General features: G+C 54.2%; 13 protein-coding genes and 1 tRNA gene. 2 read left to right on the top strand and 12 right to left on the bottom strand.

Features of this window, described 5'->3' with window-relative positions:
• Window positions 1-6 precede the first annotated feature (6 nt).
• Both OGW17_RS19840 and OGW17_RS19845 read left to right on the top strand, forming a co-directional pair.
• Entirely contained in the window at window positions 7-885 is an 879-nt protein-coding gene (locus tag OGW17_RS19840) for a U32 family peptidase (RefSeq protein WP_058668150.1), read from the top strand.
• A 193-nt stretch (window positions 886-1,078) separates the two neighbouring features.
• A complete protein-coding gene (locus OGW17_RS19845; RefSeq protein WP_047461014.1) occupies window positions 1,079-2,086 on the top strand; it encodes a luciferase-like monooxygenase in 1,008 nt (335 codons plus the stop codon).
• 90 nt (window positions 2,087-2,176) lie between these two features.
• On the opposite strand, the gene mtr is transcribed toward OGW17_RS19845, so the two are convergent.
• From mtr to OGW17_RS19905, 12 genes are all read right to left on the bottom strand, one after another.
• Window positions 2,177-3,421, bottom strand: a complete 1,245-nt coding sequence (gene mtr / locus OGW17_RS19850; RefSeq protein ID WP_047461011.1) for a tryptophan permease — start codon at window positions 3,419-3,421, stop codon at window positions 2,177-2,179.
• A 153-nt stretch (window positions 3,422-3,574) separates the two neighbouring features.
• A complete protein-coding gene (gene deaD / locus OGW17_RS19855) occupies window positions 3,575-5,473 on the bottom strand; it encodes an ATP-dependent RNA helicase DeaD (RefSeq protein ID WP_024130983.1) in 1,899 nt (632 codons plus the stop codon).
• Entirely contained in the window at window positions 5,466-5,546 is an 81-nt protein-coding gene (gene yrbN, locus OGW17_RS19860) for a protein YrbN (protein ID WP_010723222.1), read from the bottom strand. The genes deaD and yrbN overlap by 8 nt, the downstream gene beginning before the upstream one ends.
• 105 nt (window positions 5,547-5,651) lie before the next feature.
• Complete coding sequence (nlpI, locus tag OGW17_RS19865) at window positions 5,652-6,536, bottom strand: lipoprotein NlpI (protein ID WP_012135296.1); 885 nt, start codon at window positions 6,534-6,536, stop codon at window positions 5,652-5,654.
• Window positions 6,537-6,645: 109 nt separating this feature from the next.
• The gene (pnp, locus tag OGW17_RS19870) at window positions 6,646-8,781 is read right to left on the bottom strand and encodes a polyribonucleotide nucleotidyltransferase (protein ID WP_047461008.1); all 2,136 of its coding nucleotides are present in this window, start codon (window positions 8,779-8,781) and stop codon (window positions 6,646-6,648) included.
• A 246-nt stretch (window positions 8,782-9,027) separates the two neighbouring features.
• Window positions 9,028-9,297, bottom strand: coding sequence for a 30S ribosomal protein S15 (gene rpsO, locus OGW17_RS19875; RefSeq protein ID WP_003861789.1), 270 nt, complete (start codon window positions 9,295-9,297; stop codon window positions 9,028-9,030).
• A gap of 152 nt (window positions 9,298-9,449) precedes the next feature.
• On the bottom strand, window positions 9,450-10,394 hold the full coding sequence (truB, locus tag OGW17_RS19880; protein WP_012135299.1) for a tRNA pseudouridine(55) synthase TruB: 945 nt from the start codon (window positions 10,392-10,394) through the stop codon (window positions 9,450-9,452).
• The gene (rbfA, locus tag OGW17_RS19885; RefSeq protein ID WP_001040203.1) at window positions 10,394-10,795 is read right to left on the bottom strand and encodes a 30S ribosome-binding factor RbfA; all 402 of its coding nucleotides are present in this window, start codon (window positions 10,793-10,795) and stop codon (window positions 10,394-10,396) included. The genes truB and rbfA overlap by 1 nt, the downstream gene beginning before the upstream one ends.
• Before the next feature lie 220 nt (window positions 10,796-11,015).
• Window positions 11,016-13,700: a translation initiation factor IF-2 gene (infB, locus tag OGW17_RS19890; protein ID WP_012135301.1), complete on the bottom strand. Its 2,685-nt coding sequence runs from the start codon at window positions 13,698-13,700 to the stop codon at window positions 11,016-11,018.
• A 24-nt stretch (window positions 13,701-13,724) separates the two neighbouring features.
• A complete protein-coding gene (gene nusA, locus OGW17_RS19895; RefSeq protein ID WP_012135303.1) occupies window positions 13,725-15,212 on the bottom strand; it encodes a transcription termination factor NusA in 1,488 nt (495 codons plus the stop codon).
• Window positions 15,213-15,240: 28 nt separating this feature from the next.
• The gene (gene rimP / locus OGW17_RS19900) at window positions 15,241-15,693 is read right to left on the bottom strand and encodes a ribosome maturation factor RimP (protein ID WP_012135304.1); all 453 of its coding nucleotides are present in this window, start codon (window positions 15,691-15,693) and stop codon (window positions 15,241-15,243) included.
• A 207-nt stretch (window positions 15,694-15,900) separates the two neighbouring features.
• Window positions 15,901-15,977: transfer RNA gene (locus tag OGW17_RS19905), tRNA-Met, on the bottom strand.
• Window positions 15,978-16,304: the final 327 nt, after the last annotated feature.

A 16,304-nucleotide genomic window follows, 5' to 3' on the forward strand; every position in this document is an offset into this window, starting at 1 on the left:
GAAGCAATGAAATATTCCTTAGGGCCGGTGCTTTACTATTGGCCGAAAGAGACGCTGGAAGCATTTTATCAGCAGGCCGCCACCAGCAGCGCCGACGTGATTTACCTTGGCGAAGCGGTATGCAGCAAACGCCGCGCCACCAAAGTGGGCGACTGGCTTGATATGGCGAAATCCCTTGCCGGAAGCGGCAAGCAGGTCGTGCTCTCCACGCTGGCGCTGGTACAGGCCTCCTCTGAATTAGGCGAACTAAAACGCTATGTGGAAAACGGCGACTTCCTGCTGGAGGCCAGCGATCTCGGCGTCGTGAATATGTGCGCCGAGCGCAAGTTGCCGTTTGTCGCCGGTCATGCGCTTAACTGCTATAACGCGGTAACGCTGCGTCTGCTGCTTAAACAGGGCATGGTGCGCTGGTGCATGCCGGTCGAGCTTTCCCGCGACTGGCTGGTGAATCTGCTGAACCAGTGCGATGAGCTCGGCATCCGCAATCAGTTTGAAGTGGAAGTGCTGAGCTACGGTCATCTGCCGCTGGCGTACTCCGCCCGCTGTTTTACCGCGCGTTCAGAAGACCGCCCGAAAGACGAGTGTGAAACCTGCTGCATCAAGTACCCGAACGGGCGTAACGTGTTGTCGCAGGAGAATCAGCAGGTGTTCGTGCTTAACGGTATTCAGACCATGAGCGGCTACGTTTATAACCTCGGCAACGAGCTGACCTCCATGCAGGGGCTGGTCGACATTGTGCGCCTTTCCCCGCTGGGTACGGAGACATTCGCCATGCTCGACGCCTTCCGCGCCAATGAAAACGGCAGCGCGCCGTTGCCGCTGGCCGCGCACAGCGACTGCAACGGTTACTGGAAACGCCTGGCCGGTCTGGAACTACAGGTGTGACTGAACCTTGCCGGATGGCGGCATAAATGCCTTATCCGGCCTACAATGCTACAATGCGTTTGTAGGCCTGATAAGCGAAGCGCCATCAGGCAGTTGATGTTTGCTCCCCGCCTTATACCGCTCACTTTGTTAACAACGGTAATCAAATTTTAATGCAGTATTAAATGATTCACCGACGACAAAGTGAGCCGTTATGACTGACAAAACCATTCCATTCTCGCTGCTGGATCTGGCACCGATCCCCGAAGGCTCCTCTGCGAAAGAGGCCTTCTCACACTCACTGGATCTCGCCCGTCTGGCAGAGCGGCGCGGCTATCACCGCTACTGGCTGGCGGAACATCACAACATGACCGGTATCGCCAGCGCGGCGACATCGGTGCTGATTGGCTATCTGGCCGCCAATACCACCACGCTGCATCTGGGTTCTGGCGGGGTGATGCTCCCCAACCACTCACCGCTGGTTATCGCCGAGCAGTTCGGTACGCTGAATACGCTCTATCCTGGACGGATTGATCTGGGCCTGGGGCGCGCGCCGGGAAGCGATCAGCGCACCATGATGGCGCTGCGTCGTCATATGAGCGGCGATATTGATAATTTCCCGCGCGACGTCGCTGAACTGGTGGACTGGTTCGACGCGCGCGATCCCAATCCGCATGTACGCCCGGTTCCGGGCTATGGCGAGAAGATACCGGTGTGGCTGCTGGGTTCCAGCCTGTACGGTGCACAGCTGGCGGCGCAGCGTGGTCTGCCGTTCGCCTTCGCCTCCCACTTCGCGCCCGATATGCTGTTCCAGGCGCTGCATCTCTATCGCACCCAGTTCAAGCCGTCCGCGCGGCTGGAAAAACCGTATGCGATGGTGTGCATCAATATCATCGCCGCTGACAGCAATCGCGATGCGGAATTTCTGTTTACCTCTATGCAGCAGGCGTTTGTGAAACTGCGTCGCGGCGAGACCGGACAGCTACCCGCGCCAATTCAAAATATGGATCAGTTCTGGTCGCCGTCCGAGCAATATGGCGTGCAACAGGCACTGAGCATGTCGCTGGTGGGCGATAAAGCCAAAGTACGTCACGGGCTGGAATCTATTCTGCGCGAAACGCAGGCGGATGAGATTATGGTCAACGGGCAGATTTTCGATCATCAGGCGCGGCTGCATTCGTTTGACCTGGCGATGCAGGTGAAAGAAGAGTTGGTGGGGTAGTGCGTTGTTTTGCCCGGTGGCGCTTCGCTTACCGGGCCTACGAGATTGTTCAGGCCGGATAAGGCGTAGCCGCCATCCGGCACAACAAACTTACTGGTACACAGGTAGCAGGTTCACGCTCGACAGAATATGCACCAGCGCGTTGCCGATACCGAATACCAGGATCAGCGCAATCATCGGCTTGCCGCCCCAGACGCGGAATTTCGGGCTGCCGAAGCGTTGGCGTGAAGCTCGCGCCAGCAGAGCCGGAACAATGGCGGCCCAGATGGTTGCCGCCAGCCCCGCATAGCCAATAGCATACAGGAACCCGTTCGGCCACAGCAGACCGCCAATCACCGGCGGCAGGAAAGTCAGCAGCGCAGTTTTGAAGCGCCCCAGCGCCGAATCATCAAAACCAAACAGATCCGCCAGATAGTCAAACAGACCGAGCGTCACGCCGAGGAACGAACTCGCCACCGCAAAGTTAGAGAACACCACCAGCAGCAGATCCAGACTGCGGCTGTTCAGTACGCCGCTCAGCGCCTGTACCAGCACATCAATATTACCGCCCTGCTGCGCAATACCGATAAACGCCGGGCGCGGAATATTACCCATCGTACCCAACAGCCAGATGGTATACAGCACCAGCGCCATCAGCGTACCGTACACCAGGCATTTCACGATGGTACGCGGATCTTTACCGTAATACTTCATCAGGCTTGGCACGTTGCCGTGATAACCAAACGACGCCAGACAAAACGGCAGTGTCATCAGCAGGTACGGCGTGTAAGACGCGTTGCTTTCTGCCACGTTAAACAGCGTCGCCGGCGTGACGTGCCCCAGCAGACTGCCGAAGGTCAGAAAGAAGGTGATGACTTTCGCGCCCAGCACAATCGCCGTCATCCGGCTAACCGCTTTGGTACTCAACCAGACGACAAAGGCCACCAGCAACGCAAACGCAAAACCTGCCGCCCGCGCCGGAACGTTCAGCGACATTTCAGCAAAGGTATGATGCAGAATCGAGCCGCTCGCCGAGATATAGGCGTAGGTCAGGATATAGAGCACAAAGGCAATAGAGATCCCATTCACCACGTTCCAGCCTTTACCCAGCAGGTCTTTGGTGATGGTGTCAAAGCTGGAGCCAATCCGGTAGTTGAGGTTGGCTTCGAGGATCATCAGCCCGGAATGCAGCATACAGAACCAGGTAAACACCAACGCCGCCATCGACCAGAAGAACCACGCACCGGACATGACCACCGGCAGGGAGAACATTCCCGCGCCAATAATGGTGCCGCCGATGATCACCACGCCGCCAAGCAGCGAAGGTGACGTTTGGGTGGTGGTTAGTGTTGCCATTCAGCCCTCTCTCCAGTGAATAATATTGCGACTGCATTTTATTGTGTTGCACTGTACCAGTACGCGAGTACAAAGGGAATAAAAAAAGCCCCGATCGCAATCATCGGGGCTGTATATTTTACTTTACGGTGCGAGACCGCGATTTAGCGTGAATTACGCATCACCGCCGAAACGACGACGACCGGTGGAGTCGTCACGACGCGGCGCACGGCCTTCACGACGCTCACCGCTGAAACGACGACCATCACCACGGCCACCTTCACGACGTTCGCCGCCAAAACCACGACCGCCTTCACGACGCTCGCCACCGAAGCTACGACCACCGCCACGACGCTCGTTACCGGAATGCGGTTGCGCATCGCCCAGCAGTTGCATGTTCATCGGCTTGTTCAGGATGCGGGTGCGCGTAAAGTGCTGCAACACCTCACCCGGCATACCTTTCGGCAGCTCAATGGTGGAGTGGGAAGCAAACAGCTTGATGTTACCAATGTAACGGCTGCTGATGTCGCCTTCGTTAGCAATCGCGCCAACGATATGACGCACTTCAACACCGTCATCACGGCCCACTTCAATGCGGTACAGCTGCATATCGCCAACGTCACGACGTTCACGACGCGGGCGATCTTCACGGTCACCACGATCAGCACGCGGGCCACGATCGTTACGATCGCGCGGACCACGGTCATCACGGTCACGGAATTCACGTTTAGGACGCATCGGCGCATCCGGCGGTACGATCAGCGTGCGTTCGCCCTGCGCCATTTTCAGCAGTGCGGCAGCCAGCGTTTCGAGATCCAGCTCTTCGCCTTCTTCGGTCGGCTGGATTTTCGCCAGCAGCGCTCGATACTGATCCAGATCGCTGCTTTCCAGCTGCTGCTGAACTTTCGCTGCAAATTTTTCCAGACGGCGTTTACCCAGCAGTTCTGCGTTCGGCAGTTCCACTTCCGGGATGGTCAGCTTCATGGTGCGTTCAATGTTGCGCAGCAGACGACGCTCGCGGTTCTCAACGAACAGCAGCGCGCGGCCAGCACGACCCGCACGACCGGTACGGCCGATACGGTGAACGTAAGACTCGGAGTCCATCGGGATATCGTAGTTTACAACCAGGCTGATGCGCTCAACGTCCAGGCCACGGGCCGCAACGTCAGTTGCAATCAGGATATCCAGACGACCGTCTTTCAGACGCTCCAGAGTCTGCTCACGCAGCGCCTGGTTCATGTCGCCATTCAGCGCGGCGCTGTTGTAACCGCTACGCTCCAGCGCTTCAGCCACTTCCAGGGTCGCATTTTTAGTACGAACGAAGATAATCGCCGCATCAAAATCTTCAGCTTCCAGGAAACGCACCAGCGCTTCGTTTTTACGCATGCCCCAGACAGTCCAGTAGCTCTGGCTGATGTCAGGACGTGTGGTCACGCTGGACTGAATGCGCACTTCCTGCGGCTCTTTCATAAAGCGGCGGGTAATGCGACGAATCGCTTCCGGCATGGTGGCAGAAAACAGCGCGGTCTGATGACCTTCAGGAATCTGCGCCATGATGGTTTCAACGTCTTCGATGAAGCCCATACGCAGCATTTCGTCGGCTTCGTCCAGCACCAGACCGCTCAGTTTAGAGAGATCCAGCGTGCCGCGTTTTAAGTGATCAAGCAGACGTCCCGGCGTACCGACAACGATCTGCGGCCCTTGACGCAGGGCGCGTAACTGCACGTCATAACGCTGGCCGCCGTACAGGGCAACCACGTTCACGCCGCGCATATGTTTAGAGAAATCCGTCATGGCTTCAGCAACCTGAACCGCCAGTTCGCGGGTCGGTGCCAGCACCAGAATCTGAGGTGCCTTCAGCTCAGGATCAAGATTGTTAAGCAGCGGTAAGGAGAACGCTGCGGTTTTGCCGCTACCGGTCTGGGCCATACCCAGAACATCGCGACCGCCCAGCAGATGCGGGATGCACTCTGCCTGGATTGGAGATGGTTTTTCGTAACCCAGATCGTTAAGGGCGTCAAGGATAGGAGCCTTCAGGCCCAGATCTGCAAAAGTGGTTTCGAATTCAGCCATGTAGTACGTGTGCCTCAAAATTAATGGCGGCCAGTCTACATAACTCATCATGAAATTGATCTGCAATTTTCATTGAAAAGTGTGAACCGGCTCAAAGTAGGTGTATTAACGAACAACAACGCCCTCACCCGTGAAGGTGATGGCAATCAAAAAGATTACGGGCTGATGTGTACGTCAGCTATTGCTGGTCCGATTCTGCCAGGTCATCTTGGTCCTGGCCCAGGAGCGATAATTCCAACAATGCGTATCGGTGCTCAACAAAGTTATGAACGTTGTTAGCCACCGCCAGTTTGAACAATGCCGTAGCGTTGTCCAAATCCCCCAGACTTAGGTAATACTTACCTAAATAGAAGTTGGTTTCACTGAGATGCTCAGCGAGCGAGGTGTTATCCGTTGCGTCCGCCTTCAGGCGTTCCATCAGCGTTGCTTCGCTAATGTTGCCCAGGTAGAACTCGACAATGTTCCATCCCCATTGTTCTTTATCCGATTTCTCGAAGCGTTGCTTTAACGCTTCTTTCGCCTGCTTCTCATCGAGCTTCTGCTCAGCGAGATAAAGCCACAGGCTGCGGAAAGGATCATTGGGATCGTCTTGATAAAACGCCAGCAGATCATCTTGCGCTAACTTGTCGCGACCGCCGTAATACAATGCGATACCGCGATTTAAGTACGCGTAGTTGTAAGTTGGATCAAGCTCAAGTACAGAATCAAACGCTTCATAGGCAGCATCAAAATTGCCTGCCTGCGTTAAATAAATGCCTAAGTAATTGAATACTTCAGGCATATCCGGTCGGATTGCCAGCGCTTGTGAAAAATCATTTCGCGCTAATGCCCTCAGACCCAGACTATCATACAACACTCCGCGCTCATATAAAAGCTGTGCGCGTTCGTCATCGGTTAAAGCCCGACTGGCAAGAATTTGTTCCATGCGTGCCAGAATCACTTCCTGCTGCAAAGTCGGTTGCAATGGCACCGCGAGGACTTCACTCTTACGCCAGGCAGAGTTGCTGCATCCTGCCAGCGTGAGTGCTGTCGCAACGAAACACCAGCGCAAAAAAGGCTTCATTTCCCACTCCCGAAGACAACGATTGAATGAACGTCCTGTTCCCCGGTTGCTGACAAGGCGTCCTGCCGGGTCAAAGGCCCTCCGCCAAAGCGGAGGGCAAATGGCAACCTTACTCGCCCTGTTCTGCTGCCGGAGCTTCCGGCGCAGCAGCTGGTTGAGACTGCTCAGTTGCTTCTTTAATGCTCAGACGTACGCGGCCCTGGCGATCAACTTCCAGAACTTTAACCGGTACTTCCTGACCCATTTGCAGGTAATCGGTCACTTTCTCTACGCGCTTGTCAGCGATCTGAGAGATGTGTACCAGACCTTCTTTACCGCCGCCAATGGCAACAAACGCGCCAAAGTCAACGATGCGGGTCACTTTACCATTGTAGATACGGCCCACTTCGATTTCCGCAGTGATCTCTTCGATACGACGGATAGCATGTTTCGCTTTTTCGCCGTCGGTCGCCGCGATCTTCACCGTACCGTCATCTTCGATTTCGATGGTGGTGCCGGTTTCTTCGGTCAGAGCACGGATAACAGAACCGCCCTTACCGATAACGTCTTTGATCTTGTCCGGGTTGATCTTGATGGTGTGGATACGCGGAGCGAACTGAGAAATGTCGCCACGCGGCGCGTTGATCGCCTGTTCCATCACGCCCAGGATGTGCAGACGCGCACCTTTTGCCTGGTTCAGCGCAACCTGCATGATCTCTTTGGTGATACCTTCAATTTTGATATCCATCTGCAACGCAGAGATACCGTCGCGGGAACCCGCCACTTTGAAGTCCATATCGCCCAGGTGGTCTTCGTCGCCCAGGATGTCAGACAGAACAACAAAGTTGTCGCCTTCTTTCACCAGACCCATCGCGATACCCGCAACGGCCGCTTTAATCGGCACGCCTGCGTCCATCAGCGCCAGGGAAGCGCCACACACGGAAGCCATAGAGGAAGACCCGTTGGATTCGGTGATTTCAGACACCACGCGAACGGTGTACGGGAATTTGTCCATTTCCGGCATAACTGCCAGAACGCCGCGCTTCGCCAGACGACCGTGACCAATTTCACGACGCTTCGGAGAACCGACCATGCCGGTTTCGCCAACGGAGTACGGAGGGAAGTTGTAGTGGAACAGGAAGCTGTCAGTGCGTTCGCCCATCAGTTCATCAAGAACCTGCGCGTCACGAGCGGTACCCAGCGTCGCCGTGACCAGCGCCTGCGTTTCGCCACGAGTGAACAGCGCGGAACCGTGAGTACGCGGCAGCACGCCAGTACGCACGTCCAGGCCACGGATCATGTCTTTTTCACGGCCATCAATACGCGGCTCGCCGGCCAGTACGCGGCTACGAACAACGTTTTTCTCGATAGCGTGCAGGATTTCGCCCAGTTCGTTTTCGTCCAGGGTTTCGTCTTCTGCAACCAGCGCAGCGATGGTTTCAGATTTGATCACGTCAACCTGAGCATAACGCTCCTGTTTGTCGGTGATACGGTAAGCGTCGCTCAGGCGAGCTTCGGCCAGCGCAGCAACGCGCGCGTTCAGCGCTTCGTTTACCGCTTCCGGCTGCCAGTCCCAACGCGGTTTGCCCGCTTCTTTCACCAGATCGTTGATGTTCTGAATCACAATCTGCTGCTGCTCGTGGCCGAATACCACGGCGCCCAGCATGGTGTCTTCGCTCAGCAGTTCTGCTTCGGATTCAACCATCAGAACAGCCGCTTCAGTACCGGCAACCACCAGGTCCAGCTTACTTTCTTTCAGTTCGTCCTGAGTCGGGTTCAGTACATACTGGTCATTGATATAACCAACACGCGCGGCGCCAATCGGGCCGTTGAACGGAATGCCGGACAGAGACAGCGCGGCGGAAGCACCGATCATCGCGACGATATCCGGGTTAACCTGCGGGTTAACGGAAACGACGGTTGCGATAACCTGAACTTCGTTAACGAAGCCTTCCGGGAACAGCGGACGAACCGGGCGGTCAATCAGACGCGCGATCAGGGTTTCGCCTTCGCTCGGACGGCCTTCACGACGGAAGAAGCTACCTGGGATACGGCCAGCAGCGTAAGTACGCTCCTGATAGTTAACGGTCAGCGGGAAGAAATCCTGGCCCGGCTTCGCTTTTTTCTGACCAACAACGGTAACGAATACCGCAGTGTCATCCATGCTTACCATAACGGCGGCAGTTGCCTGACGCGCCATCATGCCAGTTTCCAGCGTAACGGTATGCTGACCGTACTGGAATTTACGAACGATCGGATTAAGCAAAATAATACCCTTTCTTAATTTTTGACGGCACACTCAGGCGCCATCGTTAATACCCGATCTTCTGCGCATCCTCGCGACTAATGACAACCCTAACCCATGCTCTTTGGGTGAAGCCTCTCATTAGCCGCGCGAACCTCTGCAACGGAAGATCATCCATAGCAACAATACATTAGTTTCCAGTGAATTGCTGCCGTCTGGTTGAAAAAAGGGGCCATGAAGGCCCCCTCTTTCTGAAACTCGCAAGAATTAGCGACGCAGACCCAGACGCTCGATCAGCGCGGTGTAACGTGCAACATCTTTACGTTTCAGGTAGTCGAGCAGTTTACGACGCTGAGAAACCATGCGCAGCAGACCACGACGGCTGTGGTGATCTTTTTTGTGCTCTGCAAAGTGGCCCTGCAGGTGGTTAATCTGTGCAGTCAGCAGAGCAACCTGAACTTCGGTAGAACCGCTGTCGTTAGTACCACGACCAAACTCAGAAACGATTTTAGCTTTAGCTTCAACGCTTAGAGACATGATGAACTCCAAAAATAATAAAGAATGAAAGGGTGCCAATCTCTAATTCAGCGACCCCATGTAAACGCCGCGCGAACTTGTTAAAAAATTTACGTGACGTTAAGCGGCGGTATTCTACTCGTAGCGTCCTGTTATCGCAAGACGGAGCAGCATTACGCCGGGTACTCAACCACTAACCGACGAGGCGCCACACGGCCTTCATCGTCGATTTCACCCATGCCAATAAATTTTTCGTCATCACCTTCCGTCACGCGAACCAGCCCTTCAAGCGGCACGCCTGTCGTCCGTACCGGGTTACCGTTTTTAAAGTAAACCGATGACGTTAAAGGAAGATTGACAACTGGATAGTCCGAAGCCGGACTGTCCATCGGCATCAGCAGCGGATCTAACAGTTGCGCAGCCGGAATATCCTGCCGTTCCGCCTGTTCAACAAGCTCACGTAGCTGTTCCAGCGTGACCATACGGTCAACCGGATATTTACTGACCGCCAGACGTCGCAGGAAGATCACATGCGCGCCACACCCAAGTTTCTCACCCAAATCATCGATAATGGTGCGAATGTAGGTGCCCTTCGAGCAGTGAACCTCCAGCTCCAGTTCATCCCCTTCATGGCGAATAAACAGCAGTTCGTAAACGGTAATCGGGCGGGCTTCACGGGGAACTTCAATCCCCTGACGCGCATATTCGTAGAGCTTCTTGCCCTGATACTTCAGCGCCGAATACATCGATGGAATCTGCTCGATATCGCCACGGAACGTCTCCAGCGCGGCAGCTAACTGCTCTGCGCTGAAGGTCACCGGACGTTCCTGCACGATTTGACCATCGGCATCGGAGGTGTCGGTACGCTGCCCCAGGCGGGCAATCACGCGGTAACGTTTGTCAGAATCCAGCAGATACTGCGAAAACTTTGTCGCTTCCCCAAGGCAGATGGGCAACATGCCCGTCGCCAGCGGGTCCAGCGCGCCGGTATGTCCGGCACGGTTGGCGTTATAGATGCGTTTTACTTTCTGCAAGACGTCATTGCTGGACATGCCCTGCGGCTTATCCAGCAGCAGGACACCGTGAATGTCGCGACCACGACGACGAGGACGACTCATTAGTCCTCCTTGCTGTCGTCCGGGTTCACACGACGTTCTTCGTCATGTTTCACCACGTTAGTCACCAGGTTAGACATACGCATCCCTTCAACCAGCGAGTTGTCGTAGAAGAAGGTCAGTTCCGGCACGATACGCAGACGCATCGCTTTCCCCAGCAGGGTACGGATAAAGCCAGACGCTTCCTGCAACGCTTTGATGCCCGCTTTTACCGCGTCTTCATCTTTGTCGTTCAGAAAGGTGACATACACTTTGGCATAGGCCAGATCGCGGGACATCTCCACACCGGAAACGGTGGTCATCATGCCAAGACGCGGATCTTTAATTTCGCGTTGCAGGATGATAGCGATCTCTTTTTGCATTTCCTGGGCTACGCGCTGCGGGCGACCAAATTCTTTCGCCATAATAAATTCTCCAGAATAAAGACAAAAAAGGGGCCAAAAGCCCCTTTTTAAATTTCATGCCGGGTGGCGCTTCGCTTACCCGGCCTACGCAAAACAATCTTCTAAGTATTTTGGGTTGCAACAAGGCGGCAAGGGTGTGAATCCCCGGGAGCATAGATAACTATGTGACCGGGGTGAACGCACGTAGCCAACGCAGTGGCGGCCCGAAAGACGACGAAGATTACGCGATGGTACGTTGGATCTCGATGATCTCGAACACTTCGATCATATCGCCAACGCGAACGTCGTTGTAGTTCTTAACGCCGATACCACATTCCATGCCGTTACGGACTTCGTTAACGTCATCTTTGAAGCGGCGCAGGGATTCCAGCTCGCCTTCGTAGATAACCACGTTGTCGCGCAGTACGCGGATCGGGTTGTGGCGTTTAATCGTACCTTCAGTAACCATACAGCCTGCGACAGCGCCAAATTTCGGTGATTTGAACACGTCACGGACTTCAGCCAGACCAATGATCTGCTGTTTCAGTTCTGGAGACAGCATGCCGCTCATTGCCGCTTTCACTTCGTCGATCAGGTTATAGATGACGGAGTAGTAGCGCAGATCCAGGCTTTCCGCTTCAATCACTTTACGCGCAGAGGCATCGGCACGCACGTTGAAGCCAACCAGGATCGCGTTGGATGCAGCAGCCAGGGTTGCGTCGGTTTCGGTGATACCACCTACGCCGGAACCGATGATCTTCACTTTCACTTCGTCGGTAGACAGTTTCAGTAAAGAGTCGGAGATCGCTTCCACAGAGCCCTGAACGTCCGCTTTCAATACGATGTTCACTTCATGAACTTCGCCTTCGGTCATGTTAGCGAACATGTTCTCAAGTTTAGATTTCTGCTGACGCGCCAGTTTAACTTCACGGAATTTACCCTGACGATACAGCGCAACTTCACGGGCTTTCTTCTCGTCACGAACCACGGTCACTTCATCACCGGCAGCCGGAACACCGGACAGACCCAGGATCTCAACCGGAATGGACGGACCCGCTTCCAGTACTTCCTGACCCAGTTCGTTACGCATTGCACGAACGCGGCCATATTCGAAGCCGCACAGGACGATGTCGCCTTTGTTCAGCGTACCTTCACGAACCAGGACGGTTGCAACCGGACCACGACCTTTATCCAGGAAGGATTCGATTACCGCGCCGCTCGCCATGCCTTTACGAACTGCTTTCAATTCGAGGACTTCAGCCTGCAACAGGATTGCATCCAGCAGTTCGTCGATGCCGGTACCCGCTTTTGCAGATACGTGGACGAACTGGCTTTCGCCGCCCCACTCTTCCGGCAGGATGCCGTACTGGGACAGTTCGTTTTTAACACGATCCGGATCGGCTTCTGGCTTATCGATCTTGTTCACCGCAACCACAACCGGCACACCCGCCGCTTTCGCGTGCTGGATAGCTTCGATGGTCTGCGGCATCACGCCGTCGTCTGCCGCCACAACCAGAACAACGATATCCGTTGCCTGCGCACCACGAGCACGCATAGAGGTAAACGCGGCGTGACCCGGGGTATCCAGGAAGGTGATCATACCGTTGTCGGTTTCAACGTGGTAAGCACCGATGTGCTGGGTAATGCCGCCCGCTTCGCCAGAGGCAACTTTCGTTGAACGAATGTAGTCCAGCAGAGAGGTTTTACCGTGGTCAACGTGGCCCATGATGGTCACAACCGGAGCACGCGGTTCTGCCGCCGCACCTGTATCACGGTCGCTCATTACCGCTTCTTCCAGCTCGTTTTCACGACGCAGGATAACTTTGTGGCCCATCTCTTCAGCAACCAGCTGTGCGGTTTCCTGGTCGATGACCTGGTTGATGGTTGCCATCGCGCCCAGCTTCATCATCGCTTTGATGACCTGAGAGCCTTTTACCGCCATCTTGTTCGCCAGCTCGCCAACTGTGATGGTTTCACCAATCACAACGTCACGGTTAACAGCCTGAACCGGTTTCTGGAAGCTCTGTTGCAGAGCAGAACCTTTACGGTTTTTACCGCCTTTACCGCCGCGAACGGCCGCACGGGCTTCTTCACGATCGGCTTTCGATTCAGAGTGTTTGTTGCCTTTTTTCGCCGGACGCGCTGCTTTCGCATTGCGACTACGACCACGGCCGCCTTCAACTTCACGGTCGTTTTCGTCTTCGGCCTGGCGGGCGTGTTGAGACGTGGTAACGTGATAATCGCTGGTGTCTTCAGTCGGCTCCGCGTTATCAGTCCATTTGTTCTCTTCCGCCATGCGGCGAGCTTCTTCTGCTACGCGACGCGCTTCTTCTTCAAGTTTGCGACGCGCTTCTTCTTCCGCTTTACGCTTCAGCTCTGCTGCTTCATTTTCACGGCGGGCTTTTTCGGCCTGGGCGGTTTTGGTCATATCGTCAGTCTGTTGATTGCTCACTTTGTCTTTTTCCGCAGCTTCACGTTTCGCTTTTTCAGCGGCGTCACGTTTAGCTTGTTCTGCGGCCTCACGGTCAGCTTTTTGTTGCGCCTCGCGTTTGGCTGTTTCTTCTGCCTCACGACGGGCTTGCTCTTCCGCTTCACGCTGCGCCTGCTCTTCCGCAGCGAGACGTTCTGTCTCTTGCGGATCGCGTTTCACAAAGGTGCGTTTCTTGCGGACTTCGATTTGTACCGATTTACTTTTTCCACCGGTACCTGGAATATTCAACGTGCTGCGCGTTTTACGTTGCAGCGTCAACTTATCCGGCCCTGAACCATTTTCACGATTCAGGTGAGCCAGTAAAGTCTGTTTTTCTTGTGCGGACACAGAGTCATCAGCAGACTTCGGGATACCGGCATCAGCGAATTGCTGTACCAGGCGATCCACGGAGGTCTGTATCTCTGCGGCCAGCGCTTTTACGGTTACATCTGTCATGCTGTTCCTTCCTGCTACAGTTTATTACGCTTCGTCGCCGAACCAGCAAATATTACGGGCAGCCATAATCAGCTCACCGGCTTTTTCGTCGGTCAACCCTTCGATATCAGCCAGATCATCAATGCCCTGCTCAGCGAGATCTTCCAGCGTACAAACACCACGGGCAGCCAGTTTGAATGCCAGGTCGCGACCCAATCCTTCCAGATTCAGCAGATCGTCAGACGGTTTGTTATCACCAAGGCTTTCTTCCTGGGCCAGTGCCAGAGTGGTCAGTGCGTTTTTGGCACGCTCGCGCAGCGCTTCAACGGTCGGTTCATCCAGCCCGTCGATTTCCAGCAGTTCTTTCATTGGCACGTAGGCCAGTTCTTCCAGCGTCGCGAAGCCTTCTTCAACCAGTACGGTTGCGAACTCTTCATCAATATCGAGATATTTGGTGAAGGTATCGATAGCTGCATGTGCTTCAGCCTGATGCTTAGCCTGCAAGTCATCAACCGTCATCACGTTAAGTTCCCAGCCGCTCAGTTGCGCAGCCAGACGGACGTTCTGACCATTACGTCCGATCGCCTGAGCCAGGTTACCGGCTTCAACAGCGATATCCATGGTGTGTTTATCTTCATCCACCACGATAGAAGCGACGTCTGCTGGCGCCATCGCGTTAATCACGAACTGCGCCGGGTTATCATCCCACAGGACGATATCGATACGCTCGCCGCCCAGTTCAGTAGAAACGGCCTGAACGCGCGCACCACGCATACCCACACAGGCGCCGACCGGATCGATACGCTTGTCGTTGGTTTTCACCGCGATTTTCGCACGGGAACCCGGATCGCGGGCCGCCGCTTTAATCTCAATGACTTCTTCGCCGATTTCCGGTACTTCAATACGGAACAGCTCGATCAGCATTTCCGGTTTGGAACGCGTCACAAACAGTTGCGCACCGCGCGCTTCCGGGCGAACGGAGTACAGAACGCCACGAATACGGTCGCCAGGACGGAAGTTTTCGCGCGGCAGCATATCTTCACGCAGGATCACGGCTTCAGCATTGCTGCCCAGATCCAAAGAGATGTTGTCGCGGTTTACTTTCTTCACCACGCCGGTGATGATTTCGCCTTCGTGCTCGCGGAACTGATCGACCACCATCGCACGCTCGGCTTCACGTACTTTCTGTACGATAACCTGTTTTGCCGTCTGGGTGGTGATACGGTCAAAGGTGACAGATTCAATCTGATCTTCAACGTAGTCGCCCAGGTTCAGGCTTTCGTCTTCAAAACGCGCAGCTTCCAGCGTAATTTCTTTTGTCGGCAGCGTGACTTCTTCTACGATTAACCAACGACGGAAGGTATCGAAATCACCGCTTTTACGATCGATTTGTACGCGAACATCGATCTCTTGTTCGTATTTTTTCTTCGTTGCTGTAGCCAGCGCACTTTCCAGCGCTTCAAAAATCTTCTCGCGTGGCAGCGCTTTCTCATTGGAAACGGCTTCAACAACGGCCAAAATTTCTTTGTTCATCGCGGGCTTTTCACCTCAATCCAGACTATTAAAAGTGGGGAACCAGGTTCGCCTTCTGGATATTACTCAGCGCGAACACTTCATCTTTACCTTCGACTGTGACAGTGATCATTTCACCGTCAACCGCTTTGATAACGCCCTGCCATTTACGACGGTTTTGTACCGCCATACGAAGTACCAGCGTCACTTCTTCACCCAGGAAACGCGCGTAGTGCTCAGCCGTGAACATAGGACGGTCGAGACCTGGCGAGGAGACTTCCAGGTTGTATGCCACAGTGATGGGATCTTCGACATCCAGCACCGCGCTCACCTGGTGACTCACATCAGCACAATCATCAACATTGATGCCATCTTCACTATCAATATAGATGCGCAGTGTGGATGTGCGACCGCGAATAAATTCGATGCCGACCAGTTCGTAACCTAAGGCTTCAACTGGCGCTGTAATCATCTCTGTTAATTTTTGCTCTAATGTGGACAAGCCCACCCCCAAGACATAAAAAAAGGGCCTAAAGCCCAGTTATTCTGTAGTCAGATAACAAAAAACCCCGATAAATCGGGGCTTTAGATAACTGAACCCTATAACCGCAACTGCGGTCTGGAGAACCTTCCGAAAGAATTTTTTTCAAATCCAGCTACGAAGGCCTAAGTCTTCACAGTATATTTGAAAAAGAACTCTAAGGGAAAGTGGTTGCGGGGGCCGGATTTGAACCGACGACCTTCGGGTTATGAGCCCGACGAGCTACCAGGCTGCTCCACCCCGCGCCTGAAACGTGGCAAATTTTACTCGCTTTGGGTAAAAGATGCAAATACTGCTGGGATTTGGTACCGAGGACGGGACGTAAAATCTGCGCGTATTATATTGATTCAATATGCGATATGTCAACCGCGTTAATAATATGCACATGAATGAATACTAACCCGGCCTCCGTTAAGAAACCGTACCAGTCAGGAAAGAAGCCACCCCATACCGTTTTTTAACGAAATTATCACTAAACTCTTCCTGTCATCCGTAAAAGATGATTAAATGAAAACTCACTTATTTTGCATAAAAATGCACTGAGAGCAGAAAGCCGATCTCTTCATCAGTCT

Origin of the sequence: Citrobacter sp. CK181, from assembly GCF_030333595.1 — a bacterium.
GTDB lineage: Bacteria > Pseudomonadota > Gammaproteobacteria > Enterobacterales > Enterobacteriaceae > Citrobacter_B > Citrobacter_B koseri.

Coding starts and splice junctions, on each gene's coding strand:
- infB (WP_012135301.1), bottom strand. CDS start 13,700: ATGACAGATGTAACCGTAAAAGCGCTGGCCGCAGAGATACAGACCTCC.
- nlpI (WP_012135296.1), bottom strand. CDS start 6,536: ATGAAGCCTTTTTTGCGCTGGTGTTTCGTTGCGACAGCACTCACGCTG.
- rbfA (WP_001040203.1), bottom strand. CDS start 10,795: ATGGCGAAAGAATTTGGTCGCCCGCAGCGCGTAGCCCAGGAAATGCAA.
- OGW17_RS19840 (WP_058668150.1), top strand. CDS start 7: ATGAAATATTCCTTAGGGCCGGTGCTTTACTATTGGCCGAAAGAGACG.
- rpsO (WP_003861789.1), bottom strand. CDS start 9,297: ATGTCTCTAAGCGTTGAAGCTAAAGCTAAAATCGTTTCTGAGTTTGGT.
- truB (WP_012135299.1), bottom strand. CDS start 10,394: ATGAGTCGTCCTCGTCGTCGTGGTCGCGACATTCACGGTGTCCTGCTG.
- deaD (WP_024130983.1), bottom strand. CDS start 5,473: ATGGCTGAATTCGAAACCACTTTTGCAGATCTGGGCCTGAAGGCTCCT.
- mtr (WP_047461011.1), bottom strand. CDS start 3,421: ATGGCAACACTAACCACCACCCAAACGTCACCTTCGCTGCTTGGCGGC.
- yrbN (WP_010723222.1), bottom strand. CDS start 5,546: ATGAAAATTGCAGATCAATTTCATGATGAGTTATGTAGACTGGCCGCC.
- nusA (WP_012135303.1), bottom strand. CDS start 15,212: ATGAACAAAGAAATTTTGGCCGTTGTTGAAGCCGTTTCCAATGAGAAA.
- OGW17_RS19845 (WP_047461014.1), top strand. CDS start 1,079: ATGACTGACAAAACCATTCCATTCTCGCTGCTGGATCTGGCACCGATC.